This is a genomic window from Endozoicomonas elysicola, assembly GCF_000710775.1.
Taxonomy (GTDB): domain Bacteria; phylum Pseudomonadota; class Gammaproteobacteria; order Pseudomonadales; family Endozoicomonadaceae; genus Endozoicomonas; species Endozoicomonas elysicola.
Genome location: NZ_JOJP01000001.1, coordinates 1,693,928 through 1,719,588 on the forward strand (window position 1 = coordinate 1,693,928; position 25,661 = coordinate 1,719,588).

General features: G+C 46.4%; 17 protein-coding genes. 6 read left to right on the forward strand and 11 right to left on the reverse strand.

What is annotated here, in order from left to right; translation table 11 throughout:
- Positions 1 to 106 precede the first annotated feature (106 nt).
- The gene (gene tyrS, locus GV64_RS07185; protein ID WP_020580784.1) at positions 107 to 1,414 is read left to right on the forward strand and encodes a tyrosine--tRNA ligase; all 1,308 of its coding nucleotides are present in this window, start codon (positions 107 to 109) and stop codon (positions 1,412 to 1,414) included.
- A 71-nt stretch (positions 1,415 to 1,485) separates the two neighbouring features.
- On the opposite strand, the gene amrA is transcribed toward tyrS, so the two are convergent.
- Positions 1,486 to 2,067: an AmmeMemoRadiSam system protein A gene (gene amrA / locus GV64_RS07190; RefSeq protein ID WP_020580783.1), complete on the reverse strand. Its 582-nt coding sequence runs from the start codon at positions 2,065 to 2,067 to the stop codon at positions 1,486 to 1,488.
- 152 nt (positions 2,068 to 2,219) lie between these two features.
- Positions 2,220 to 2,999, reverse strand: coding sequence for an AmmeMemoRadiSam system protein B (gene amrB / locus GV64_RS07195; protein ID WP_020580782.1), 780 nt, complete (start codon positions 2,997 to 2,999; stop codon positions 2,220 to 2,222).
- Positions 3,000 to 3,165: 166 nt separating this feature from the next.
- On the opposite strand from amrB, the gene amrS reads away from it, so the two are divergent.
- Together amrS and GV64_RS07205 are read left to right on the forward strand one after the other, a co-directional pair.
- Entirely contained in the window at positions 3,166 to 4,266 is a 1,101-nt protein-coding gene (gene amrS / locus GV64_RS07200) for an AmmeMemoRadiSam system radical SAM enzyme (RefSeq protein WP_020580781.1), read from the forward strand.
- A 230-nt stretch (positions 4,267 to 4,496) separates the two neighbouring features.
- Positions 4,497 to 6,524, forward strand: a complete 2,028-nt coding sequence (locus GV64_RS07205) for a hypothetical protein (RefSeq protein WP_020580780.1) — start codon at positions 4,497 to 4,499, stop codon at positions 6,522 to 6,524.
- Positions 6,525 to 6,562: 38 nt separating this feature from the next.
- Here GV64_RS07205 and GV64_RS07210 read toward each other — a convergent pair whose 3' ends face one another.
- Together GV64_RS07210 and GV64_RS07215 are read right to left on the reverse strand one after the other, a co-directional pair.
- Positions 6,563 to 8,815, reverse strand: coding sequence for an autotransporter outer membrane beta-barrel domain-containing protein (locus tag GV64_RS07210; protein WP_020580779.1), 2,253 nt, complete (start codon positions 8,813 to 8,815; stop codon positions 6,563 to 6,565).
- A 215-nt stretch (positions 8,816 to 9,030) separates the two neighbouring features.
- A complete protein-coding gene (locus GV64_RS07215) occupies positions 9,031 to 9,372 on the reverse strand; it encodes a hypothetical protein (RefSeq protein WP_020580778.1) in 342 nt (113 codons plus the stop codon).
- 338 nt (positions 9,373 to 9,710) lie between these two features.
- On the opposite strand from GV64_RS07215, the gene GV64_RS07220 reads away from it, so the two are divergent.
- A complete protein-coding gene (locus GV64_RS07220; protein ID WP_020580777.1) occupies positions 9,711 to 10,139 on the forward strand; it encodes a YkgJ family cysteine cluster protein in 429 nt (142 codons plus the stop codon).
- Between the two features lie 84 nt (positions 10,140 to 10,223).
- Here the strand turns inward: GV64_RS07220 and lamB are convergent, their stop codons facing one another.
- The 7 genes from lamB to malE all read right to left on the reverse strand — a co-directional run bounded on the left by lamB (position 10,224) and on the right by malE (position 20,154).
- Positions 10,224 to 11,798 (reverse strand): maltoporin LamB, encoded by a 1,575-nt coding sequence (gene lamB, locus GV64_RS07225; protein WP_020580776.1) that lies wholly within the window; start codon positions 11,796 to 11,798, stop codon positions 10,224 to 10,226.
- A 362-nt stretch (positions 11,799 to 12,160) separates the two neighbouring features.
- Positions 12,161 to 12,652, reverse strand: a complete 492-nt coding sequence (locus tag GV64_RS07230) for a DUF2244 domain-containing protein (protein ID WP_033402524.1) — start codon at positions 12,650 to 12,652, stop codon at positions 12,161 to 12,163.
- A 140-nt stretch (positions 12,653 to 12,792) separates the two neighbouring features.
- Entirely contained in the window at positions 12,793 to 15,006 is a 2,214-nt protein-coding gene (gene malQ / locus GV64_RS07235; RefSeq protein ID WP_020580774.1) for a 4-alpha-glucanotransferase, read from the reverse strand.
- Positions 15,007 to 15,026: 20 nt separating this feature from the next.
- The gene (locus tag GV64_RS07240; RefSeq protein WP_020580773.1) at positions 15,027 to 16,163 is read right to left on the reverse strand and encodes an ABC transporter ATP-binding protein; all 1,137 of its coding nucleotides are present in this window, start codon (positions 16,161 to 16,163) and stop codon (positions 15,027 to 15,029) included.
- A gap of 99 nt (positions 16,164 to 16,262) precedes the next feature.
- Positions 16,263 to 17,153, reverse strand: a complete 891-nt coding sequence (gene malG, locus GV64_RS07245; RefSeq protein WP_020580772.1) for a maltose ABC transporter permease MalG — start codon at positions 17,151 to 17,153, stop codon at positions 16,263 to 16,265.
- A gap of 202 nt (positions 17,154 to 17,355) precedes the next feature.
- Complete coding sequence (malF, locus tag GV64_RS07250; RefSeq protein ID WP_020580771.1) at positions 17,356 to 18,918, reverse strand: maltose ABC transporter permease MalF; 1,563 nt, start codon at positions 18,916 to 18,918, stop codon at positions 17,356 to 17,358.
- 18 nt (positions 18,919 to 18,936) lie between these two features.
- Positions 18,937 to 20,154, reverse strand: a complete 1,218-nt coding sequence (malE, locus tag GV64_RS07255; protein WP_085931358.1) for a maltose/maltodextrin ABC transporter substrate-binding protein MalE — start codon at positions 20,152 to 20,154, stop codon at positions 18,937 to 18,939.
- 567 nt (positions 20,155 to 20,721) lie between these two features.
- Between malE and GV64_RS07260 the strand changes: the two genes are divergently transcribed.
- Positions 20,722 to 23,178 carry a glycogen/starch/alpha-glucan phosphorylase gene (locus GV64_RS07260; RefSeq protein ID WP_033402523.1) on the forward strand — a complete coding sequence of 819 codons (2,457 nt, stop codon included), beginning with the start codon at positions 20,722 to 20,724 and terminating at the stop codon, positions 23,176 to 23,178.
- Positions 23,160 to 25,394, forward strand: coding sequence for a 1,4-alpha-glucan branching protein GlgB (glgB, locus tag GV64_RS07265; RefSeq protein WP_236632923.1), 2,235 nt, complete (start codon positions 23,160 to 23,162; stop codon positions 25,392 to 25,394). The genes GV64_RS07260 and glgB overlap by 19 nt, the downstream gene beginning before the upstream one ends.
- Positions 25,395 to 25,661: the final 267 nt, after the last annotated feature.

The following is a 25,661-nucleotide window of genomic DNA, read 5'->3' on the forward strand; positions in this document are numbered from 1 at the left end:
CCTCCATCTTCAGGGGTGGTCAATATCTTCTTGATTTGGTGTGCGTGCCTCGAGCATCCACCGCACTATTCCGGTTGTATCATCGAATCGTCGCAGGAAAAGGTAAATGTCCGATAGTCAAAACCCGTTGCTGAAAGATCTTCAGGCCCGCCAGCTCATCGCGCAGACTACTGCTGTTGAGGAACTGGACGCTCATTTGAGCGAACAGCCTCGGGTGCTCTATTGTGGCTTTGACCCCACTGCAGACAGCCTGCACCTTGGCCACCTGGTTCCGTTGCTGGTTCTCAAACGCTTCCAGGAAGCTGGTCACAAACCGATTGCCTTGGTCGGCGGAGCCACTGGCCTGATTGGTGACCCAAGTTTCAAAGCTGCTGAGCGTCAATTGAATACTCCTGACGTAGTAGCTGGCTGGGTTGAAAAGATCAAAGGGCAGGTGAGCCAGTTCATAGACTTCGATTGTGGAGAAAACTCGGCTGTTGTCGCGAATAACCTGGACTGGACCGGTAACCTGAATGTTCTCGATTTCCTGAGAGATATTGGCAAACACTTCTCTGTGAATGCCATGATTAACAAGGAGTCTGTTCAGCAGCGGTTGAATCGTGAAGGTGCGGGTATCTCCTTTACCGAGTTCTCTTATGCCTTGCTGCAAGGCATGGATTTTGCCGAGCTGAACCGTCGTTATGACTGTACTCTGCAGATTGGTGGTAGTGACCAGTGGGGCAATATTGTCGGTGGTATTGATCTGGCCCGTCGTCAGAATAAGTCCCGTGCATTTGGTTTAACGGTACCTCTGATCACCAAGTCTGATGGTACCAAGTTTGGTAAGACCGAGGGTGGCGCAGTATGGCTGGATTCCAGAAAAACCTCCCAGTATGCGTTTTATCAGTTCTGGATGAACACCGCTGATGCAGATGTTTATCGTTTCTTGAGCTTCTTTACCTTCCTGAGCATGGAAGAGATTGGTGCTATTGAGAAAGCAGATGCTGAGCGTCAGGGCAGACCAGAGGCGCAAAAGATTCTTGCTCGTGAAGCGACTCGCCTTGTGCATGGTGAAGAGGGACTGCAGGCCGCCGAGCGCATTACAGAAGCACTGTTTTCTGGCGATATTACTCAGCTTTCTGAGACTGATATGGAACAGCTGAAGCAGGATGGTCTGCCAAGTGCAACCATTGAACGGGCTGTACTGGAAGGTCAGGCCATGACTCAACTTTTTGCTGAAGTCGGAATGGTGAAGTCTGGCAAGCAGGTTAAAGATGCGCTGGGTAATAACGCGGTGTTCTTTAATGGAGAAGCTCGTGGTGCAGCGGATAACATGAATCTGCCTGAATGCTTTGCTGCTGATAAAGCCATGTACGGTCGATTCTTTCTGGTGAAGTTGGGTAAGAAGAATCACTTCCTGTTTGAAGTGGTTTGATCGAACCTTTGATTGATTGCTGAAAGCTCGTAGTCATCGGGCAGTCCTGTCCCGGTGACTTAATTGAATTATTACCCCCTCCTTTCTTCAAACTTAACACACTGATAGCGGAAGCACTCCATATCTTCAGGCCAAGAGCCGGGAGCCATGCCTGCTTTATTCTTCAAGTGAGCCAGAAACTGCCTTGGATTAGGAAGCTGTTTCCATACCTGGGGCAAGAACGTTGCGGAATATTGAGGGTTTCGGATTAATAACCCATCAATACCAGGGCGCAGTTTTTTAAGCAGATCCCTCTCATCAGAAATTTCCATTTGCTGCTGAGGGGTCAGTATGGATATTTCTACCTTTATTTCGGTTAGCTCATTTTCCGTCACGGGTGGAAACCGTGGGTCACGGAATGCACTGGCGAAGGCATTGTGGATTACATCATCCAGCAGTGCTCGGTGAGCCTGGGTTGAGCCAATGCAACCACGAAGAACGCCTCGTTTTTGGAGGGTGACAAAGCTGGCGGCTTTTTGCAGGAAAAAATCGGGTTGGTCTTCCTTTTCTTGTATTTGTTCTGGTGGCAGGCCCCGTGTACACCCCTCACTGATCGTCTTGCGGGCAAGGCGCAGTAATTCTCTTTTCTGGTTTTCTGTGGGTTCGATTTGCACTGTAGAAATTCCCGTTTTCCTTCATTAGAAGCATGGACTGCCCCTTTCTGGTTTTTATCGTCACCCAACAGCGCCTCTGAATAATGGCTTTTCTATCTATAGTGGTTGAGAACCTGCTTCAGGTTGTCTCTGGATACTTGGCGTAATAACCCTTACTGAATAACAAAGGCGCCGTAACCCACTACTCGATTTTTATCGCCAGCTGTATCTCCAGAGTTGCGAACATCCAGGGTAATGACATCCATTCCCCGACGCTGAGCAACCTTCAACATGCCATTAAGAGGATAGCAGCCACAGGCTTGTCCACCGGTTAAATTGCTACTGAGCTGCTCTATCTGTTTTACTGTCTGGTTATCCCGGTAACAGGCCTCTTCGTAATTGTGATAATGACTGAGATCGGAGCTGATAATGATCAGGGTTTCTTCTCCACCCCAGAGATGTTCGATCACTTCAGCAACTGCCAGAGGGCTGGCATCACCAACAACAATGGGGATCAATTTGAAGTCATCCAGGCAGGTTTGAAGAAATGGACATTGAACTTCAAGGCTGTGTTCATAAGCATGGGCTTTGTCGAGTATTTGCATCTGGCTGAAGGCTTTAATTTCCTCCATGACTTCTGTGTCCAGTGGAATGGTGCTCAGCGGGGTTGAGAAAGCTTCGCAGGCCGGAAGGGCCATGCCTTGTAATGGAACCCTGTGAGAAGGTCCCAGCAGCACAACTCGCCGGATGTTCTCTTTCATGGAGTCCAGCAAACGATAGGCGCTGGCGGCTACAGGGCCTGAGTAAATAAAGCCCGCATGGGGGACAATCAGTGCTTTGGGTGAGAAATCTCTGGATTTTGCATCGCTGACCAGTTCTTTGACGATGTGATCCAGTGCGCTGGGTGAGTCAGGATAAAACGTCCCGGCAACGGCGGGTTGGCGAATAATCATTATGGGTTCTCCCCCGAGAGTGGCTGGATCTGCCTGCACATTTTAAGCGAAAAGGGCTCCTTCTTTTTTCTATCGCTCAATAAATGCTGGTACAGCCTATAATTATAGTCCTGCTTCTTAATCTCAGGATGATGATCAGGCAACGAACCTGATCCGGAGAGGGAACATGCTTAGGGAAAAAACACCTGGCGGAAATGTGCCGACAAACTATTGGCACACGCTTGATGATGGACGTATTCAGTGTGATCTATGCCCCAGAGCCTGCAAGCTTCGAGAAGGGCAACAGGGGCTTTGTTTTGTCCGGGCCTGTGAGGGGGGGCAAATTGTCCTGACCAGCTATGGCCGTTCCAGTGGCTTTTGCATCGACCCTATTGAGAAAAAACCACTGAATCACTTTCTTCCGGGAACCCCAATTCTTTCATTTGGCACAGCTGGCTGTAATCTTGCCTGCAAGTTCTGTCAGAACTGGGATATGAGCAAATCCAGAGAGATGGATACCCTGGCAGCACAGGCCATGCCCGAACATCTGGCTGCTGCTGCGGAGCAGACGGGCTGCCGTTCACTGGCGTATACCTATAATGATCCGATCATTTTTATGGAATATGCCATTGATGTTGCCCAGGCTGCAGCGGAGAAGGGAATTAAATCAGTGGCGGTTTCAGCGGGGTATATTTGTGATCAGCCAAGAGAAGAGTTCTTCCGCAATATGGATGCAGCCAATATCGACCTGAAAGCATTCAGTGAGAGCTTCTATCGGAAGATCTGTGGAGGTGCTCTGCAGCCTGTTCTGGAAACACTGAAATATTTGAAGCATGAAACCTCTGTCTGGTTTGAAATTACGACTCTGCTTATTCCTGGTGAAAATGATTCTGACCATGAACTGAACGATATGTGTCAGTGGATAGTTGAGCATTTGGGGACTGATGTTCCCATTCACTTCACAGCATTTCATCCCGACTGGAAAATGAGAGATCATCCCAGTACTCCTGCCGCTACGCTTACCAGAGCCAGACAAATCGCGCTTAATCACGGTATCCGTTACGCCTACACTGGTAATGTCCATGACTCGGATGGTGGCAGCACACGTTGTCATCAATGCAATAGTATGCTGATTGAGCGGGACTGGTATGTTTTGGGTGAATGGGGCGTTAGCGCTTCAGAAGGCAAGGGCAGCTGTCAGAAATGCGGAGCGGCTGTTGCCGGTGTTTTTGAAGGGCAGCCCGGAGTCTGGGGAAGTCGTCGGGTTCCCGTTAAGATTGTGACCTAAAATTGCCAAACGACACCTGTTCTGATTTGTTGTGCTAATTTATCTGATGAATGTCGTTCATAAAGAATGAACAGGCCCTAAGTAAACTTTGTTTTTTACTATTTAAGCTGGGTGAAAGTAACGTAGCCTTGCATTGTTACATCGTTGAGTCTCAGGGAATCTATTGTCTTGCATCTTCAGCACCCAATAGATATTGATTTCCCATTTGATCTATTTCTGAGCATTTTTCCATGATTAAGAAGCTCATCATCAGAGCCCTATTATTAACTGTAATGATTTTTCATTATCCATTAGAGGCGGGAAATGTTGCTGCTAATGCGGAAATAACACACGTAGAAAATCCATATATTAATTTTCTGAATATATGGGGAGGAAATTCGCTAAAAATTACTTTTAATTACACAACGATGAAGATAGAGGCTGATGCTGAATCCGGTAACTTTGGGGATTCTGAAAATAACTTTACCTTTATGACCATCAGCAAGAGCACAGGAGAAGCTCTATTAAATGAAAGTGCCAATAGCAAGTATGTCTCTCAGTTTACTCAAAAGATTAATGATACAGGCTTCAGCTTTGGTGACATTATGGCATTAAACATTAACCCATCATCAGGGCTGAGGAACCCAACCCTCTACAGCAGTGGAAGCACGTCAACAACAAATTGTATTGGTAAAATCCAGTATTTTGCCATCACGCCCAACGGTCTGGAGAGTTATACCCCGCATATCAATGTGGAGCCTCTGCAGATACTTGGAGAAGGCTTGGTGACAGAAGCAACAGTGAAAGGCACAACGTTGGCTGGCAATACAGTTTCTGTTTCTGTCAATGGTCAGACATTCTCTGCAGTCGCTGGTGCTGATGGTCAATACACCATTTCTGTCAGTGATAAAGCCGGCTTTACCGTAGCTACACCACTTATTGTCAGTGTTGGAGAGTTCAAGGTTGAGCAATACCCGGAATTATTACCAAAAATCAACCTGCCCCAGGAAACCATCACTGGGTATCGGTATATGCTGAATGCCGGGCTCAATTATTTAACGTCGCCGTTTCCGGATGAAATTCTCTACGCCACAACCCTATTGAGCCCTGAGGCTGTGAAAGCCTGGGATCTGGTTTACAGGGCATTATTAAACTATGACAACACTGCAAACAGTTACCCCAGAGACTCAGGTGGGAATGTAATTCTTTATGTCGATTATGAATCCCATGGCATCAAAATTACCGACAATGATGCACAAATGATCCAGAAGTATCTGGTGCGAAATTGTCCCAGAATGTTCCTGCTTAAGGATTGGGGCGCATCACCGGTTTATGATGGCCCGGTTGTCATTGGGCAAAACTTTCATATTGGAAACAGTGCACAGGATGGCAATGACTTCCAGCAGCAGTTACTGCAGACCGAAGCATCGGTTACCAGATTATTGAGCCTGGTTCAGCCTGACATGAGTATCTATCAGATTATTCAGGTTATACAGGTTAATTATGAAAGCATGGTGACGTACAGTGATCTGAATGATAGCAGTGATATCAGGGGAGCATTTATCACTCATACAGCAATATGCGGAGGATACGCGAAAGGCTATGAATATTTGCTCCAGAGACTGGGTATAGAAAATATCTGGGTAGAGGGGCATGCTGGAGGTGGGTTACATGCCTGGAATTTTGTCAATCTTTATAGTAACTGGTATTTGAGTGACACCACCTGGGGTGGAAAAAACTGGTTTCTGGATGGTGCAGACAGCCCGTTTACCCAGAACCATGAGGTCATGAATATTTACGAAAAAATGCCAGCCCTGGCGAAAGAGAGTGTACCCTGGGGGATTGGCGACCCTGATCAGGCGATTGCCAATTTAACAGGCATCGTAGACTACGGGGTTAACCCCGAAGGTACATTGACCATAACCTATGAAGACAGACTGAATATCAACAGTTCAGTTCAGGTTAACTTAAGCACTGATGGATACAATCCAATTGACATGAGCAATGATGGGCATGGACTTTGGAGTGTAACGTTGCCTTCTCCCCCAAGCCTGAATTCAATGGCTGAATTTGTGTCCACAGAGCCTGCGAGTTTATGCAAGGCAATATCGGCAGCAGGTTCTACCGGCCGGCCGGCCACCGAAACGCCACCTGCCTATTTCTACTTCACTATTAATAATCAGTACTACACATCCGGTGATATTAAAACCAACCATCTTCAACATGAAATTATGCCAAACGGGATGAATAATGCGGTTCTCAGGTTAACAGCAGGCTGATATTGGTTATCAAATTCTACTTTACAACCTACAGGCTCCTAGAATCGCCAGACAATATCAGCACTGATTTGTTGTGATAATATATGTGATGAGTGTCGTGCATTGTAGCGCAGGTTACTATCGATTAGGCCGCTGGCAATCTGCAGACCAACACCTAATTCCGTGCTGCTTTTGTCCATTTCAGGTGTTGAGAGTGAAACAGACATATCCGGGTTATTTTTCAGTGATACTTCTGTATACAGTTGCCTATCTCCCCATGTGGGGATAAAACGGATATCAAACTGAGGAATTAAACGAATCTTGTCATGTGTACCCAGCATCAGGTTGGGGCCTTGGGCCGTGATGCTCAATGGTAACTGCCTGAAGTATTGGTTTGCTTTGGCGCGAACGTAGGTATTGTTACCATCACCTGTGATTTCATTGCCTGGCTGGTGGGTATGCCAGAACTCGAGATGGGCTGCCGGTGTTATCAACCAGTTCCCATAATAATCAGGCCATGCCATTCTGGCCTGAATACCCGCTACATCAATTTCTGAATCAGACTTTAGATGATGATTATTGTTGTATTGACGAAGGCGGTGTTTTGAATGCAGGTAAGTAACCCCGAGATTCACAATAAATGGGTTTGCTTTGACTGCGCCATGAATAAGGCCTCCAAGGTAGTCCACATCACTACGAATCGGGATATTAAGTTCCGTTGAGTTAATATCACCTTTACCACTGAATAATCCTCCTCCCCAGTTACCCCAATGAGTTTCCCGAGCCAGCTGCAGGCCAAGCCCTCTGATATTGGCTTTAAAGCCAATATTCTCAATGGCTACATTCAGGTCTTTAGCGGCTATATGGTCATACAATGGCAGTGCCCATAACGAGAATGGTTCATCGGTTGGATCGAGGCACTGTCCAATCCAAATAGGGTTGCCTGTTTTTTTGCAGAATGACGTTGAGAGTGTGCTGTGTAAGAGTTTTGAGGCCAGCATCTGATCCACCATATTGACCGGAAGCTGTTGGCTGAATGAGCTGTTCTGAGCAATCGTTGCTGATGAGGGGGTTGAAGAAGAAGGTGCCAGAGGAGTCCAGGGTATTGCTTTATGGCTCGGATCTGGAGGTGCTGGGTCTTCAGGTTTGGCCAATGTGGCGTAGAGATAACCCGCATTCGCTTCATTGTGCTGCTCAAGTGTGAGCGTGTAACCAGGCCTGTCCGTTTGAGTTGATAGGGTAGACAGATCCAGGTTCAAACCACCATTGTCTGCAAAGGTCTTTTTAACCAGAACAAATTTCTGCTCCTCACCTGCCTGTAATTCGGTTTGTACATTACCCAGAACGGTTCCTTGGCCTCTGACCACGAACTCCCCTCCCTGCTCAATAATCAGGGGGGCGACTGCAGCAGAATTAGTCGCTTGGTTCGCTGAGGATAAAGGCACCTGCCATGTTCCTTCGCTGATAAAATTGATGATCAGGTTGCCCTGACTGCCAATGATTGAACCTGGAATTGTAATCCACTTTGCACTGGGGCTGTGAAACTGCCAGCTGACATTTCCCTGGGCAATTTCAAGCTGGCTGTTGATCAGGGAGTCTGCTGCCAGATCGAGCATCATCTGATTGAAACCATTCGACAGGTGTATTTTGCCCTGGAGCAGAATTTTTTGAGGGTTCGGTTCTTGTGGTGCAGAAGGACTGTTCGTGGTCAGCAGGCTACCAAATGTTGGGTTGGTTGCCATCATGTTAATGGTACTGGCACCATTGCTGGTGGATGCATTGAGGGTGTTATTGACATAAACACTTCCTCCTAAAATAGTCAGTGAGCTAGTATCCTGCCCACTGGCATGGATGTTAGTGGCTCCGTTAAGGTGAATGGCTGCTGGTGTATCCATCATGGGAAACAGGTATATTCCAGAGCTATAAGATCCCGAAATATCTATTTTTAGAGAGTCATCAAATGTGATTTCTCCCGGCATTGAAGCAACGCCAAAGGAGCTTATGCCCTGGAGGCTGATGTCTACCGGGCCAGTAAAATGCATTCCCTGGTCCAACCCCGTCCACATCCCGTGATTTTGCTCTAAACCACGGCTGTTGGTTATGGATATAGGGCCATTAAGGTCGATTTTTGCCCCCTGCTGGCTTTCAATTCCGTTCAGACGAGAGCTTAGCAAATTGATCTTCAGGCTATCGACAGTACCTGACATTTGCCCGTTTTGAGCAGCAAATACAGCCCCGGTTCCTGGGGCACTTGTGCTGAGATTGACCGTTATATTTCCGGAAAGTGTTGAGTCCTCTGCATTTGCAGCCAAGCTTTGGGTATATGTCCCTGAGCCATACTCAGTCGAGTATGTGACAGGAGTGATAAATATGAGATAAAGAGTTAGAAAAAGACGGCGAGTTTTCAGAGTGGTAAAGGGGGATAAAGAAGCGCCGTAGAACAAGGTCAACATCGGCACGCACCTATAAACAAAAGTACTAAATATTATAGTTGTCGTTTAATTAGTGTGCGTACCAAATTGGTTGGTCAGTCAAAATAGGAGACGGCACTCCCCATTTGAGACCATTTGGAATCATTTTTCAGCTTTTTGGCGGCTTCTGCTCTTTCCAGTAACTCTGATAGATTTGTGCTTTGAAGGGGGGGCTCTTCAATAGCTTTACTCGGGTGAGGGGTTGCTCCCAGAGATGATAGGCAGGCATCCAGTATGGTCTGGGTTTCGGGAATGCTGCTGAGCTGGCGGTAATGGTGTAACTGCTGCTCAAGGTTTTCATCTGAAAGGTGCAACGTTTCATTAAATTCTGAACGTATCTGACGTCGTGCCGCCAGAAGCTGCTCAAGAGTCGACTTGGAGAGATTGAGTGTGGACACGATAATAAGCCCTCATTTCATTGTTATCGTAAGGGGGTTGAAACGCTTATTTTATTTCAAGCTTCTGACTGTGCATGATCTTCGAAGACATCATGAAGTTTTGAGTAGAGCGTATATTGGGAACTTCAGGCTTTACTGTTTGGTCTAACCGATCAATTCAATGTATTCAGAAAATGAAAGTACCACTAAATTTTGAGAAATTATTTTACAGGCAGAGGTTCGCAGGAAATTTGCCTTGGAGCAATTATACGTTTATTAAAAAGGCTTAAAGGTGACTGCAACATTGGACAATAGAATAATTCTTACAATAACAGGAAATAGTAATCATCGTGTCAGATATGGTTAACCGGATCGAAACCAGAGATATTACTTCTTCCAGCAAATGCGATCAGTGTACTTCGCTTTGCTGCTCTTATATTACTCAAGAGCTGGATACTCCTCGCAGCATGCAGGCATTTGATGTGCTGCTCTGGCAGGTTGCCCATAAGGGTGTTCACATTTTCAAGGATGGCAATGGCTGGTATTTGCTCTGTCAGACCCAGTGCGAATTTCTATTGCCCCATAATCGCTGTGGTATCTATGAACGCCGGCCCATTATCTGCCGGGAACACAGTAACGAAGCCTGTGAGATTGATGCGCCCATCAATGACGGTTGCGAGCTGTATTTTCAGACTTATGAAGAGTTAGATGCTTATTGTCGTCAGCGTTTTAAAACCTGGGACAAACGGCTGGAAAAGTTTGAAGCTGAGCAGGCCAGAAAGCACTGATAGGTCGGTTCCCCGTTCAGAGGAGCCGACATGGTATTGGCTGGGGATACTGTCGGCTTCCCGCGGAAACCGACCTAGGCTGGATTAAAACCAGATTTCCATCTGGGCGCCGTATGTCCAGCCATCAGATTTGCTGCCGAACGCGTTGGTAATCTGTTCTGGGGTAGTGTAAGTATCGAAGTATTCAAGTCCTAATGCACTGCAAACCTCTGGAGCGTCGCATTGACCCGCTGTTGGAGGAGTAGTCGGTTCAGTGGAATTTGCAATATAACCGCTTGCTTCGTTCCAGTTCGCATAAGTAGCAAAAATACGAATTTGTGGTCTTACCCAGTTGCCAAACTGAGGGTGGAATTGTTGGGCGAGAGTAAATTTCCAGAGTTTGCTTTTAAATAAATTGCTTCTAACTAAGGTATCTCCTTCGGCAACAGAAGAATGAGCATTTTTGACTTGGTCGTAACCAATCTCAACAGTGGTACTAGTCAGATCATTCCAATTCCATGAAGGGCGAACACCAGCGGTGTACCAGGTGGTTTTTTTACCGTAATTGGGATAGATATTCTTATCATATTTGACTTCAGTCATCCCCAAAACATACATCATATCCAGTTTAGGCGTTATTGATATGGCACCATGATCAAGTACCCGCCAGAGCTTATTCCCTTTATACCAGTCGGTAGTTTGAAGATAGCTGCCCGCAGTTCCGGTACCTGGGCCTGTCATGGCATCGGTAGCGTATTGAACGATGAATTTATTAAAACCACCCAGTACATCCCATGTCAGTTCACCGGTGAACATCCAGCCATTTTTGTCAAAATAGCCTTTTTCATACTTAGCATTATTTGGTAAAGCAGTGCCATCAGGGTATTCATCAATAAGTAGCTTGTCAGGAGGGCTGCCCACACCATAATCAATACCAAGTTCTAAATTCAGGTTATGCATCAATGGTATTTCGTTCCAACGGAAATCAATAATATTGGTGGTGATCTTTTCTGTCAGATATCCTGGTCCGCCACTAGCTCCAACACTTCCATTATTCCATTCACTATATTTCATTCCATTCTGATTCCTAACCCAGGCAACATCCAGTTTACCCATACCCACATCAATATTCTCAATACCTACACCTGGGCCAGAAACATTCCAGTAGTAGTAATCAATCATATGAACATCATGACGATTATAGAAACGCTTGCCGACCCATAGGGTCGAACCTGGCAGAGCATCCCCAAAGACACCTTTGGCTTTCAGGTTCATCTCCCGAACGGCGGGCTCAGTTGTCTCATAATCATCCTGCTGCGCTACTTTGTAGGCGATGTTGGTGTCCAGATAAAACTGCACTCCATCCTGATCAAACAGATTCGCACCAAACTTCAATTCGGCGTAAGTCTCACACTCATTGCCCAAGCGGTACTTTGAAGGAGCACCGGCAGCTTTGAAGCACAGTTGTTGCCCCCCCTTATCGGTGCTGCCTATGCCTGAACGGGCATAAGCGGTGAAGTCAATATCATCACCGGTTACCGCCATTGCGCAGGTTGAAGCCGAAGCAATAGCAACTGCTCCGCAGTACTGGCATGAGCGGCGGGATACCGATGAAACCATTTCGGATAACGCTTTCAACCCGGTGTCTGGAGTTGAAGGGGATTGATGCCTGGAAAGCATGTTTAGCCTACCTTGTGTGTTTCTCTGGCTCCGGCCTTCTTTATCATCCTGCTGCTTAATGACGGCAGGATGTTGTTGAAATAGCCGCTTCACTCTTGATGAATGGGCGTAAAAGCAGGTAGCCGTCGGTTAATGTGTGTTGAAAAAGCAAGGCCTGCTTTCCGTGCAGGAAAAGGAGTAATAGGCGCGTCGTATAAATCAGGCTGTATTGAATGGCTTAACACAGCTTCGACGAAAGGTTGTTGGGTATCCCGATTTTTTATCTCTGGCTAAGAACCAGCTAGCCAGAGTCTCTTAAGAATTTAGTTCAGGGTTTAGATATGGGCAAAAAAATGTTTACTTTATGGACTACTTTTCTGAATTTACCAAGCCATATAGGCATTGCTGAGTAGTTTTTCCAAGCGATCAATCAAGATGAGTTTATCCTGCCTGTTCAGAAAGGAGCCCAGCTCCAGTTCCTTACCGTGAGAGCGAATGTGAACGGAAGGTGCTTTCCATGGGTGGGGCGCCTCACGAATGATCAACTGGCACCACAGACGGTGATAATGGTAAGTGGATAGTGGCTTATAAAAGCCCTTTTGAATAGTGACCTGATGTTCCTGAAAGGTAATCAATTCCTTCCGTTGACGCTGCCATGCACAGTAATAAATACCTGCAGATAATGCAGTCACTTCCAGTATAGAAAAAGGTAAGATGACTTTAGCGCCTGCAAGGTAGAAGCCGATAGCAATGGCCAGTGACAATGTAGCTATCAGCCCCAGTAGTAGCAGGTTTTGCCGCCAGCTCATTGAGTTATTGGGCTGCAGAAGTATGCTGCACTCCCTCCTTTCAGAAGGGAAGTTTATTGTTACCATTACTCCCAGTTATATATTCATTAACTACCGCGGCGGAAGTTGTAGAAACAATATCGCTTGTTTATTACCTGAATATTTGATGCACGCAAAGTAAGGTGTTCAATCTTAGTGTCCCTGTGACTTTGTGGTGAGTAGTCTCCTCAGGCTTTTCGGGTCAGCCCAAGATTTCTAAAGAATAGCCGGTTTTCTTCACTGGCAAATATCTCGCTGATATTACGGGTCAGCTTGCGGCTCCAGTTACGATACTCACTGCTGGTGCCTGGGACATTCACTGGGGTATCCAGCTCCAGCACATCTTCCAGCTGGATTACCACAATCTTTGATGCTGTTTTACCAAGATAATAATGCACTTTCTCCATCACCTCCCGGCTGTAGCCCATGGAATGTATATCATTGGGGTTAAGGCCATAGGGCAATTCACCAAGACGCTGGAGAGTATTCAACAACGCCAGTTTATCTTCATGACGTGCCGCTTTTTCCTGCTCGGTTCTGGCTGCATCATAGATACCAAGCTCCTGTCGTAAATCAAGATCATTACAGTTCCACCAGGCTCTGAGTGTTGGAATATCATGATTGGAAATGCAGGTCAGGGCTCGAGGCTTATATTTTTCTGGAGCAAGAAAGTGGTCTTCGGTTCTGGAAAAAAGAACAACTTCATTTGAGTAGAAGTAGGCGGGTGGTAAAGCCGCTTCAATTTCCGGAGGTACCGTGCCTAAGTCTTCTCCAAAAATCAGGCATTGCTGGCGTTGGCTTTCCAGTTTAATGATGCCCAGAAGATCCTGGAGTGGGTAGCTGACATAGACTCCATAATCCGCCGTTTTATCCGGTGGGCACCACCATAGCCGGAGGATAGCCATGACATGGTCAATACGCAGTGCTGCGCAGTGTTGCATATTGGCATAGACCATTTCGATGAATGGTTGATAGGCCAGCTCATGCAGCTGGTTGGGATCAAATGGAGGAAGCCCCCAATTTTGTCCCTGCGGGGCAACGGTATCCGGTGGCGCTCCAACACTGGCGTTGAGAACGTAGTTATCTCGATGGGCCCAGACATCGGCACCTCCACGGTCAACACCAACGGCCAGGTCGCGATAGATACCTACCCGCATTCCTGCATCAAGAGCTGCTTGTTGAGCATCCGCCAACTGCTGTTCCGCCAGCCACTGCAAATACATGTAAAACCGGATTCGGTCTTTTGACTGAACGACAAATTCCTGCACACTTGAGCTATCAGGGTCCTGATACTCGGTTGGCCAGCAGTTCCATCCCCAGCTGTTAAGATCCTGTGCCTTAAAGTGCTCAAACAATGCCTCGTAAGTGGCTTGCAACTCAAGGTTCTGGCCTTTTTCCTCACAGTAATGACCAAAGTCTGCTGATCTGTATGACTGATGAGCTTGGTCGTGTTTCTCAAAGTGGATAAAGGCCATTTCCAGAATAGAGAATTTCAGTGAAGCAACCCGGTCATACTCAACATGTGAACTATTTCTGGCCTTCTGTAACTGTTTTTGGAAATCATCGCTGGCCACATATGCCTGTATTTCCGCTGAGTCTTGATACTCTTTAAGGGCGGTGGCATCAATATAGAGTGGGTTAATAAAATTCCGACTGGATGGGCTGTAGGGGCTGCAGTGAAGTGGGTTGGCCGGGTAAAGCGAATGGATCGGATTCAAGCCAACAATATCTGCACCCTGTGGACCCAGTTCTGTAACCAGTTGCTTCAGGTCGCTAAAGTCTCCCATGCCCCAGTTGTTTTCTGAGCGCAGAGTGTAAAGTTGCACGCTGACCCCCCAGATTTTCTCGGTGGGACCCGGTCGCTCAAAACTTAATATATTAGGCTCGTAGCAGGTTGCGGGAGCCACAATCAAGCGACATTGTTCTCGATGTGTCTCATTATAGAAGTCATGGGTCAACGTTAGCTGATGGTAGCCTTCAGGGAGGTCGTTTGGTAGAGAAAAGAGGAGGCGAATACGCTCTTTCTGGTCCACAGATAGTCTGTCCTCTTCTGACAACTCCGACAGATCAATATTCAGTGGAATTGTCCGGCTGTCCTCCAGAATAATTTCGCCGCTTATCGCATCTTTCCGATGGGCCTCATCAACTTGAATGGGAACAGTAAAAGACTCTCCGTAATGAACGACGTGAACTACTGGAACCAGTGATGACCGTTGTTTTCGGAGGATGCTATCGATTGAGGCCTGGATTTCAAGCTCATTACCAGTAGCAATTCCCATCGCTTTTAAAGCATTGATTTTATAGTCGGTTTCAATTGTTACCGGTTTGCCCGCAGCATCAATGTAGTGGGCTGGAATACCACAGAGCTCTGCCAGAGCATTAATCTGCTTGATCTCGTGCATGGTGGACTCTCTTTGAAAAGTTAGTGATCAATCTCTGGGGCTCTTGTCCTTCGAAAGGCTACACCGTTGGCATCAAAGAGGTAGCAATGCTCTGGTGGCAGTTCGACACGGATTCTGGAGTTTTCTTCACGCCGGAGAGAGTCCTCTACCCGAACAATAAAATGCTCACGAATCGTATCGTGACTCATGTAAATAAATGACTCTGCACCAAGGCGTTCAAGGGCCTCTATTCGACCATCAACAGCATTCCCATTATCGGTTTCTGCCAGGGTATGCTCTGGTCGAATACCCAATACAACCCGTACACCAATATCGGCTTTGCTGGTATTCACATAGGCTTTGAGCGACTCACCGGTAGTAAGGCGGATTCGGCTTTCTTCTTCCCCGTTTTGTTCAATGACACCATCAAAAAAGTTCATCTTTGGGGAGCCTATAAATCCGGCGACAAAGAGATTGGCTGGATGGTGATAGAGCTCAAGAGGCCTGCCAACCTGTTCGAGATTAGTGGTGGCTTCCTGTGCAAGAGGGCTGAGAACGACGATGTGATCAGCCAGAGTCATGGCCTCAACCTGATCATGAGTGACATAAATAGAGGTGGTTTTCAGCCGCCGGTGGAGTCTTGCTATTTCCTGCCGCATCTGTACCCGAAGTGAAACGTCAAGATTGGACAGCGGCTCATCGAATAGAAAGACTCTGGGCTGCTGGACAATAGAGCGGCCAATAGCCACCCTTTGTCGTTGGCCTCCTGACATCGCCTTGGGTTTTCGCTCCAGTAATGCTTGTAATTGTAGAATTCTTGCTGCCTCATCCACCCTTTCATCAATGACATTCTTCTTCGCTTTTGCCAGCTTCAGTCCAAACGCCATATTTTCAGCCACAGACATATGGGGATAAAGTGCGTAGGACTGAAATACCATACCAACTCTTCGTTCATTGGGGGGCCAGTCATTCACTCTTTCTCCATTAATGCTTAGCTCACCACTGGTGATGTCTTCAAGGCCACAGATCATCCTCAATAAGGTGGACTTGCCGCATCCGGATGGACCAATGAAAGCAATGAATTCTCCGTTATCAATATTCAGGTTGATATCTTTCAGAGTCCAGGTTTGTCCCTGGTCATAACTTTTTGAAATGTTGACGAGTTTGACTTCTGCCATTGGTGCTACCGTCTGTGGACAGATAAATTGTTGGCCGCCAAGGGGAGGTTTTCGGATTTGAAAAACTCCGTATCTCTGTGCCTTTGTGGTGAAACCGCGTTACCCTTTAACGCCCCCTGATGTCAGGCCTCCGACAATCCAACGCTGGCAGGCGAGGAAGATAACCGTAATCGGAAGTCCTGAAAGGACGGCTGCAGCGGCAAAATCACCCCAGAGATAATTCTGTGGGTTCAGGTACTGTCTTGAACCGACTGCGAGCGTGAGGTTGTCCATACTTTGCAGCAGGACGGATGCAACGGGGTATTCTGCGATACTGGCAATAAAGGCAAGGATGAAAACCACGGCTAGAATGGGTACTGACAGTGGCAGGAGAACGAAACGAAATGCCTGCCAGGGGGTTGCACCATCAATAGCTGCAGCTTCTTCCAGTGAGTTATCAATGGTTTCAAAATACCCCTTAATCAACCAGATATGCAGTGCCATTCCTCCAAGGTAAGCAAGCGTTACTGAGCCCAGACTGTCGAGGCCAAGCCAGGGAATATAGTCACCGATCTGGTCGAACAGGGAATAGATGGCCACGAGTGCGAGAACCGCTGGAAACATCTGAAGAATCATCATGGCGGTGAGCATCTGCTGCTTAAATCGAAAGCGAAGCCTGGCAAAAGCATAGGCTCCAGTTGTCGCCAATATCAAAATCATCGCTGAGCTGGTGATGGCTACCTTGATGGAATTCCATAGCCAGGTAAGGACTGGGAAGGGAGGCTGAGTAATTGAACCGTCGGCGTTTTCCCAAGGTATTCCGAGAGCCAGATACCAATGCTCAAGGCTAGGGTTTTCTGGAATCAGTGAACCTGTAGCAAAGTTGCCGGTGCGTAATGAAACAGAGATGATCATAAAAAAAGGAAACAGGATTACCAGCAAAAAAAGCCACATCACAATGCGTGCGGTCCAAACCCGGTACTTCAGATTCCTCGGTTGCACCATAGCCATGACTAAGTCTCCTGTATGGCTCTGTAAAGGCTTTACCACAAAAACACAAAGGCACGAAGAAGAGCTTCGACCTCATTCCCACGCTTTTAGACCCAGTGGGGCCTGCGTGGGAATGCATACCCATTCTGGCAAGGCGTAATCAACTGGCTTTCGTATGCATTCACACCGATAAAAAACTTTGTGTCTTTGTGGTTCAAAAAAATCACTGTAGTTGTCGTGTAGCCTTGAGGTTTACCCAGGCAATAAAGCCCACCATAAGAAAGATCACCGTCGCGATTGCTGATGCCAGACCATAATCCTGACCATAGGAGCCAAATGCGATACGGAAGGTATAGCTCACCAGAATGTCAGTTGCACCAGCCGGAGTGGTGGCATGGAGCATATCCGGGGCTCCATCAGTCAATAGAGCAATCAGAACCAGGTTGTTAAAGTTGAAGGCAAAACTGGCAATAAGCAGGGGGATTAATGGTTTGATGATCATGGGAATAGTGATATGAAATAGGTTCTGTACTGGTGTCGCCCCATCAATAGCTGAGGCTTCATAAAGGTCATCCGGAATACTTTTCAAAAGGCCAATACTGAGAATCATCATATAGGGATAGCCAAGCCAGGTATTCACAATGACAACCATGGATTTAGCCAGTAGCTCATTACTGAACCACTCAGGCTTAACACCAAACAATAAGTCCAGTAGCAGATTGATTTCACCAAAGTTCTGATTGAACAGCCCTCGGAAAATTAAGATGGAAATAAAAGCAGGTACTGCGTAGGGAAGAATCAGCAGTAAACGATAGACGCCATTCCCTTTAAGTGGTTCCCACTGGACCAGACAGGCCATCAATAAACCGATGATCAACGTAAAGGCCACGGAGAGGGCTGAAAAAATGATCGTCCAGGCAAATATTTTCAGGAAGGGGCCCTGAATACCAGGGTCTGTGAATACGCGAGTAAAGTTATCCCAACCCGTGTAAATGGTAAAACCGGGTCCAATCTGCTCAGAGCCATCCGAATTGGTGTAATAACCTGTTGCCATATCCGGATAGATGGTTTCCCCGGTACGGTTATCGATTAAAGCATAACTTTGCTCAGGGTATTGGCGATCAATATGATCATCTGGCCGGTAAACCTTCGCAATAGCACCAAACTTTCTTAGGCTGGTCATAGCCAGCCCTGTATCATTGGGTAGAACGATGTTTAGTTGCTTCAGGGTCGATCGCTTTTTTATAACCTCTCGTAACGGAAGCTCTGCCCCAGTGGGGGCATGGGTTGAAATATAGGCTTTCAGCTTCAGTGGTTCACTGGTTTCTGGAAAGGGTTCGGTAAGGTAGTGTTCATCAGTGGCTGTACTGGTTTTTGAAAGCATCAGCCGGAAGTTAGGGCCTTCCTGGTACATTTTGAAGGAAAAGGATTCGCCACCGGTTCTCCAGGTTTTAGCCAGATGAATTGCCCGAACACGCTCCAGAGAGAGAAGATGGTTGGAACTGTAGTTAGTAAAGGCGACGTTAACCGTGTAGACCAATGGGAAGACAATGAAGGTGACTACGCCGAGTAAACTGGGATAGACATAGCGATAGTTGTACCCTTTTTTACTGATAAAAACCCATGAACCCACTGCAACAAGGATTAAGACCAGAATAGCAAAGGCCAGTTCTCCCTGGGCATACATCAAGGTAACGCCATACAAAAGCACCAGATCAATAAGAGCGACAATAGCTATCACCAGATAGGCGCTGGGACTTTTAATAGAGGTTCTTGAAGAACTCATAGAGTACTGGCCTTTCTGCTAGCTGATAATGCGCTTGGCTGCGTCGTTCAATGCTTCACGGTAATTCTGCCGGCCGCTGGTAATGTTACGAAGCGCTGTTTCCATAGCAGACCAGAATTTACCCATTTCAGGCACATTAGGCATGATCAGACCTTGCTCAACATTCTGATAAGTTGCGGCAATTCGAGGATCTTTCATCAGTTTTTTCATCATTGCATTGTTTGCTACAGCACCCAAAGGCACATTATTGTTCATGACCGTGAGCCCTTGCTCTGTGAGCAAGTAGTTTTCCAGAAATTCCTTGGCAATGGATTTATTCGGGCTGGCATTATTAAGTGCAGCCCCCCATACACCAACAAAGGCTTTAGCAGGTTTGCCATGAAGCCTGGGAAGTGGGGCAACGGCGTAGTTAATTTTGTTTTTATCCAGGTTTGCCCAAGCCCATGGACCGGTAATCATCATGGCTACCTTCTGTTTATTGAAGTTAGCCTCCATAACCCCGTAATCAACCCCCTTGGGCATGACGCCTTTGTCAATCATGTCAACCAGCATTTTGGCACCTTCCATTGCACCTTTATCGTTTACTCCCGTTTTTTTAACGTCATAGCCTTTGGCTGTTTTCTGAAAGACGTATCCGCCGTCTGCAGCTAAGAGTGGCATGGTGAAATAAGGCTGATCCTGATCCCACATGATGGTGATGATCCCCTTGTCTTTTTTGCTACCGGGAACCGACTGTTTCTTTAGCTTTTTGGCCAGAGGGAACATCTCTTCAAATGAGGCGGGGGGTATTGACAGAATATCTTTATTGTAGATAAGGCTGATGGCTTCCAGAGAAATGGGGTAGCCATAAATTTTTCCATTACTGGTCATGGCTTCCCAGCCAATCTTGTTTACCCCTTTTTTGAATTCTACAGAAGGGTTAACGGCTGCCAGTAAGCCACTTCTTGCCCATTCGCCATACCGGTCATGAGCCCAGAAAATAATATCAGGGCCGCTGCCAGAGGCTGCAGCCTGTTGAAATCGATCGGTAATATTTTCAGGGATTTCTACTTTAACTTTTATATCCGTGTCTTTTGCGAATTTAGCGCCTACCTGACGAATACCTTCATAGGCTTTGTCTCCACCAACCCATATCAGCAGTTCATCAGAGCTGAACGAAAATGCACTGCCTGCAAAGAGCATTGATAGCGAGGTTAAAGAGACTAGAAATATGTTTTTAATCAGTGAGCGGATCATTTCTGATTTCTCCGGATAGACTGGGAGCAGCTGGATAGCTGATGCAGTCAGTCGGGTAGAGGAGATGGTTGATAGAACAAGCGAAACTATCGTTGTTCGGATTTCAAAAAAGCTGCATTGAATACTGATCAATAATAATCGCTGCTTATCAGTATGCCAGTAAGATTACCTAATCCATCAATTATCCAACTGATTAGTTATTAAAATTTTACCTCTAATAAAATAAACATCGTTGATAGTTTATTTTATTAGAGTGTGGTCGTTGTTTTTATATATAAAGAGTTATTGGTTTCAGCTTTACTTTCCATATTCATTTTTTTAAAAAATATCCAAAAAGACTGAGAAAATTACTCTAAATCAGGCTGGGGGAACTATAACTAGTATTACTTTTTCGCAGTAGGTCAGTGGTAAGTCCGACAGGCTCCTGGGAGCCGCATTAATTCGTTCCTATTCCCCGGCTGTAAATTCTTTAGTCATTTCTGCTCAAGCCAATTCGTATGCACTGTATTGTTGACCAATATACCGTTGAGATGAGAGTTGCTTGGGCTGTAAGCGAGAGTGTTTGACATGAGTAGAATGAATGTAGACCTGAACTCTGTTCGTACGATGGATACGGCTCAGGTTGAACAGGGAATTCGTCGCATCCTGGAGCAATCTCTCGGCGTTGAGCCTGATGAGGCAACACCGGGGGACTACTGGGAAGCGCTCAGCTTGCTGGTTCGGGAGATTAACCTGGATCGAATACGCAACACCCGTAGAGAAGAGAAAGATGGGAGTGTGCGAAGAGTTTACTACCTTTCACTGGAATTTCTTGTGGGGCGGCTGCTGGGAAATAATCTTCATAATCTGGGTATTTATCATCAGGCTGAAAAGGCCACGGCCAGTTTTGGCGTTAATCTTTCCGATGTTCTGGAGTATGAAACGGACCCAGCTCTTGGTAATGGAGGCCTTGGCCGGCTGGCTGCCTGTTTTCTTGATTCACTGACAACACTCAATGTTCCAGCCTTTGGTTATGGTATTAATTATCGCTTCGGGCTTTTTAAACAGGGTTTTGTTGGTGGCAAGCAGGTAGAAAGCCCTGATGCCTGGCGGGAAGACAGTTTTCCATGGGGAATTGAAAAGCCCAAAAGAAAGCAGGTGGTTCGCCTGTATGGACAGGTCCGGGAGGTGGATGGAAAAGCATATTGGGACGATACTCAGGAAGTGCTTGGTGTACCCTGGGACCTTCCTGTAACCGGCTATAACACAGAAAGGGTCAATACTTTACGCTTGTGGGAGGGCAGGGCGACAGAAGGGTTCGATCTCAATAGTTTCGATGCCGGGCGTTATCAGGACTCAAGATTTCGCGAGATCCTTGCAGAAAATATAAGTCAGGTGTTGTATCCAAATGACAGCCATCCGGAAGGAAAGGAGCTTAGGCTGATTCAGCAGTACTTCTTTGTGGCCTGTTCGCTGGCAGATCTGATTGCCCGATACAAAAGGGAGCACGAAGGTTGGGAGCAGTTTACTTCGAAAGTGGTGATTCAATTAAATGATACACATCCGGCAATAGCTGTGCCTGAGTTGTTGCGTATCCTTATGGATGAGGAAGATTTTGTTTTTACCAAGGCTCTGGAGATATGTCGAAGTGTATTCTGTTACACCAATCATACTCTGCTGCCTGAAGCCTTGGAAACATGGTCGCAGGGGTTGATTGCCAGAGTACTGCCCCGACACATGCAGCTGATTTACAAGATTAATTATCACTTCCTGCACAATGAAGTGGAAAAACACTGGCCCGGTGATCATCAGATGAAAAATCGCCTGTCCATCATCGAAGAACCCAATAATCCTGCAGAACCACAAATGGTTCGTATGGCTTACCTTTCTGTTATTGGCAGTCATAAGGTCAATGGCGTTGCCGCTCTGCACTCCAGCCTTGTTAAGCAAAAACTGTTTCCGGAGTTCGATGAACTGTGGCCTGATAAAATAGTGAATGTCACCAATGGCGTTACACCGAGACGGTGGCTGGCAAATTGTAATCCTGAGCTTGCAGAATTAATTGACTCAACGTTAAAAAGTGACTGGCAAAGTGATCTTGCCCGGTTGGGGGAGCTCAAGGTTTGGGCTGATGATCCCGAGTTTCAGAAAAAATTTGCCCGAATTAAGCGAGACAACAAGGTGGCTCTAGCCAGCGTTATTGATGAGCTGTGCGGAGTAAAAGTTAATCCTGATGCCATCTTTGATGTTCAGATAAAACGCCTGCATGAATATAAGCGACAACAGCTGAATCTGTTGCATATCATGGCTGTATACCGTCGTTTGTTGGAAGACCCGGATTTGGATGTTCCTCACCGGGTCTTTATCTTTGCAGCGAAAGCGGCACCAGGCTACCTGGTCGCAAAAAATATCATTTATGCCATTAACCGTCTGGCGGATAGGGTGAATAATGATCGTCGGATCAGAGATAAGCTGAAAGTTATCTTTTTGCCCAATTACCGCGTCAGTCTGGCAGAAAAAATCATTCCAGCAGCGGATGTTTCTGAGCAGATTTCTACCGCAGGCTTTGAAGCCTCAGGCACCGGGAATATGAAGCTGGCCCTTAATGGTGCTCTAACCATAGGGACTATGGATGGAGCCAATGTAGAAATTGCTGAAGAGGTGGGTGAGGAAAATATTTTTATTTTTGGAAAGACTGTGGAAGAGGTCAGTGATTTACGACAGAGAGGCTATAACCCACGGGATATTTACCAGCACAATGAAGAACTGAAAGCCGTTATTGACTGGCTGGCTTCTGGTGATCTTAGTCCTGATGAACCTGATGCATTTAGACCTCTGGTTGAGTCACTGCTTGATTCAGATTATTTCCTGACATTGGCTGACTATCAGTCTTATAGTGATGCCCATGACCGGATTGTCAAGGCATGGAAAGCCCCCTCTTACTGGTGGCGAATGGCCATCATAAATACTGCGTCTATGGGGAAATTTTCTTCAGATCGTTCCATTGTCGACTATTGTAAAACCATATGGAATATAGGGTTATAATGGGGGCGATGATGGTTGGTGCTCTTGAAGATATTCGAATAGATTCAGACAGCTGGGATACCCAGCTAGACGACCTGCTGAATACTCGTTGTGCGAAGCCATTTGATTTACTTGGCTGGCACCCTGATAAACGAGGTAGAGGACTGGTATTAAGAATCTGGCGGCCAGACGCATCAACCGTCGATGTTGTTGATGAGATAACTGGCAAGCATTATGGTTTGGCTACTGGTATTGCTCCAGGACTGTTTGAACTGACATTTCCGGATATATCAGAGCCTCCGGCTTATCACCTTCAGGTTACCAATGCCCAGCATCATCAATTTTTTGTTAATGATCCCTATCAGTTTGCCAGTCTCTGTCGTACAGAACCTGTAATCAGGCAATACTGGCTGCATCATACATTGGGGGCGCACATTCTATCTGTGACAGTCTCTGGTCATACCTATTATGGTGTGATGTTTCGCCTTTATGCCCCTCATGCCCGAAGCATCAGTGTTATAGGGTCTTTTAATCACTGGGATGGTCGGTTGCATCAGATGGCCAGTAGCCAAAGTGGCATCTGGCGGCTGTTTGTTCCGGATGTAAAAGAGGGAGACCTGTATAAGTTTGAGCTGAAAGATCAAAATGGGCAGCTGCTGCCCCATAAGGCTGATCCGTTTTCAGTCTTTGCAGAGCAGCCTCCCGGGAATGCCTCTATTGTTTATAACCCTGAAAAGTATGAGTGGCAGTGTGAACAATGGCACCAAAGTCAGGGTGTGGATCGCCCTGTCAGTATCTATGAGGTTCACCTGGGGTCATGGAAAAAAAGAAAAGGCAGTCAACTTCTAAGCTACTGTGACCTTGCTCAAGAATTAGTGTCCTATGTTAAGGAAATGGGTTTCACCCATGTAGAATTTCTTCCGCTTCATGAGCACCCGTTTAATGGCTCGTGGGGGTATCAGCCGGTAGGTTTGTTTGCTCCTACCAGCCGTTATGGTGATCCGGATGAGCTGAAAGCGCTGATTGATCAATTCCATGAAGCGGGCATTGGTGTCATTCTGGACTGGGTTCCTGCGCATTTCCCTTCAGACAATCATGGACTTGCTTATTTTGATGGCTCTCATCTGTATGAATATGCAGATCCACATAGAGGTTGGCATCCTGACTGGCAAACCCATATCTATAACTATGGTAGCCCGTCGGTTAGAAACTTTCTGATCAGCAATGCACTGTTCTGGTTTGAGCGGTTCCGTGTGGATGGTCTGCGGGTGGATGCCGTAGCCTCGATGCTTTATCTTGATTACTCAAGAGGTGAGGGGGAGTGGGAGCCAAATGTACTGGGAGGGAATGAACACTTGGAAGCGGTTCAATTCATTAAGGAGTTGAATGAAACGGTTTATCAGAACTACCCGGATGCCATGATGATAGCCGAAGAGTCTACCAGTTGGCCCGGTGTCTCAATGCCAACTTATGACAATGGGCTTGGGTTTGGTTATAAGTGGAACATGGGGTGGATGAATGACACCCTGAATTATATGACCCGTTACCCTGAGCACCGTCGCTATCACCATGATCAGATTTTATTCAGCATGGTATACAACTATAGCGAGCACTTCATTTTACCGCTGTCGCATGATGAGGTAGTCCATGGTAAAGGTACACTGCTCAGCCGAATGCCTGGAGATGAGTGGCAACAGTTTGCCAATCTCCGGGCTCTCTATGGATATATGTTCGGGCATCCCGGGAAAAAGCTTTTGTTTATGGGTGCGGAGCTGGGCTCCCGTCGTGAATGGAATCATGATGATCAATTGGACTGGTTTCTACTGGGGGAGAGTGAGTACTCCAGAGGCCTTAACCTTATGGTCAAACAATTAAATGTCTGTTATCAATCCTTACCCGCTTTATGGCACTCTGATTATGACCCTGCTGGTTTTCAGTGGTTGATTACTGATGATGATTCGCAGTCAGTGATAGCATTCAGTCGGCATACTTTTAGTGATACTCCAGTCGTCATAATTTGTAACTTCACGCCAGTTGTCAGGCAGAATTACCGGCTTGGTGTACCGGAGGCAGGTACATGGAGAGAAGTGTTTAATACTGATAGCAGTGAGTTTTCTGGCAGTGGTGTTATGAACCCATCACTGTTGGTGACAGAGCCTCTGCCAATACATCATCAGCTGCATTCTCTGTGCTTAACGTTACCACCTCTGGCTACAGTCTATTTGCACTTGGTTTGACTAAAAATTCCAACTCTCATCACTATGAGCTGCAATTCAGTTTTAGCCGTATTATTAACGGCCATTGTTTTTTTCTATTAGAGTACTAACCTGATTCTTTCAAAATTTTGTTTTTACAAAGCTGGCTTTTCTGGAAATCATTAAAGTAGAACCATATTTTTTTGAGTTAAAAATTTTTTAACTCAAAAAAATAGGTCGTCTCAGCGTATTTGAAACGATTAATACCGGATATGTGAAACGTTTAATACTGTAATTGCGGCTATCTTT

What these genes read in the sequence shown, in the direction of transcription:
- tyrS (WP_020580784.1), top strand. Translation starts at nt 107, where the DNA reads ATGTCCGATAGTCAAAACCCGTTGCTGAAAGATCTTCAGGCCCGCCAG.
- amrB (WP_020580782.1), bottom strand. Translation starts at nt 2,999, where the DNA reads ATGATTATTCGCCAACCCGCCGTTGCCGGGACGTTTTATCCTGACTCA.
- amrS (WP_020580781.1), top strand. Translation starts at nt 3,166, where the DNA reads ATGCTTAGGGAAAAAACACCTGGCGGAAATGTGCCGACAAACTATTGG.
- GV64_RS07205 (WP_020580780.1), top strand. Translation starts at nt 4,497, where the DNA reads ATGATTAAGAAGCTCATCATCAGAGCCCTATTATTAACTGTAATGATT.
- GV64_RS07220 (WP_020580777.1), top strand. Translation starts at nt 9,711, where the DNA reads ATGGTTAACCGGATCGAAACCAGAGATATTACTTCTTCCAGCAAATGC.
- lamB (WP_020580776.1), bottom strand. Translation starts at nt 11,798, where the DNA reads ATGCTTTCCAGGCATCAATCCCCTTCAACTCCAGACACCGGGTTGAAA.
- GV64_RS07230 (WP_033402524.1), bottom strand. Translation starts at nt 12,652, where the DNA reads ATGGTAACAATAAACTTCCCTTCTGAAAGGAGGGAGTGCAGCATACTT.
- malQ (WP_020580774.1), bottom strand. Translation starts at nt 15,006, where the DNA reads ATGCACGAGATCAAGCAGATTAATGCTCTGGCAGAGCTCTGTGGTATT.
- GV64_RS07240 (WP_020580773.1), bottom strand. Translation starts at nt 16,163, where the DNA reads ATGGCAGAAGTCAAACTCGTCAACATTTCAAAAAGTTATGACCAGGGA.
- malG (WP_020580772.1), bottom strand. Translation starts at nt 17,153, where the DNA reads ATGGCTATGGTGCAACCGAGGAATCTGAAGTACCGGGTTTGGACCGCA.
- malF (WP_020580771.1), bottom strand. Translation starts at nt 18,918, where the DNA reads ATGAGTTCTTCAAGAACCTCTATTAAAAGTCCCAGCGCCTATCTGGTG.
- malE (WP_085931358.1), bottom strand. Translation starts at nt 20,154, where the DNA reads ATGATCCGCTCACTGATTAAAAACATATTTCTAGTCTCTTTAACCTCG.
- GV64_RS07260 (WP_033402523.1), top strand. Translation starts at nt 20,722, where the DNA reads ATGAGTAGAATGAATGTAGACCTGAACTCTGTTCGTACGATGGATACG.
- glgB (WP_236632923.1), top strand. Translation starts at nt 23,160, where the DNA reads ATGGAATATAGGGTTATAATGGGGGCGATGATGGTTGGTGCTCTTGAA.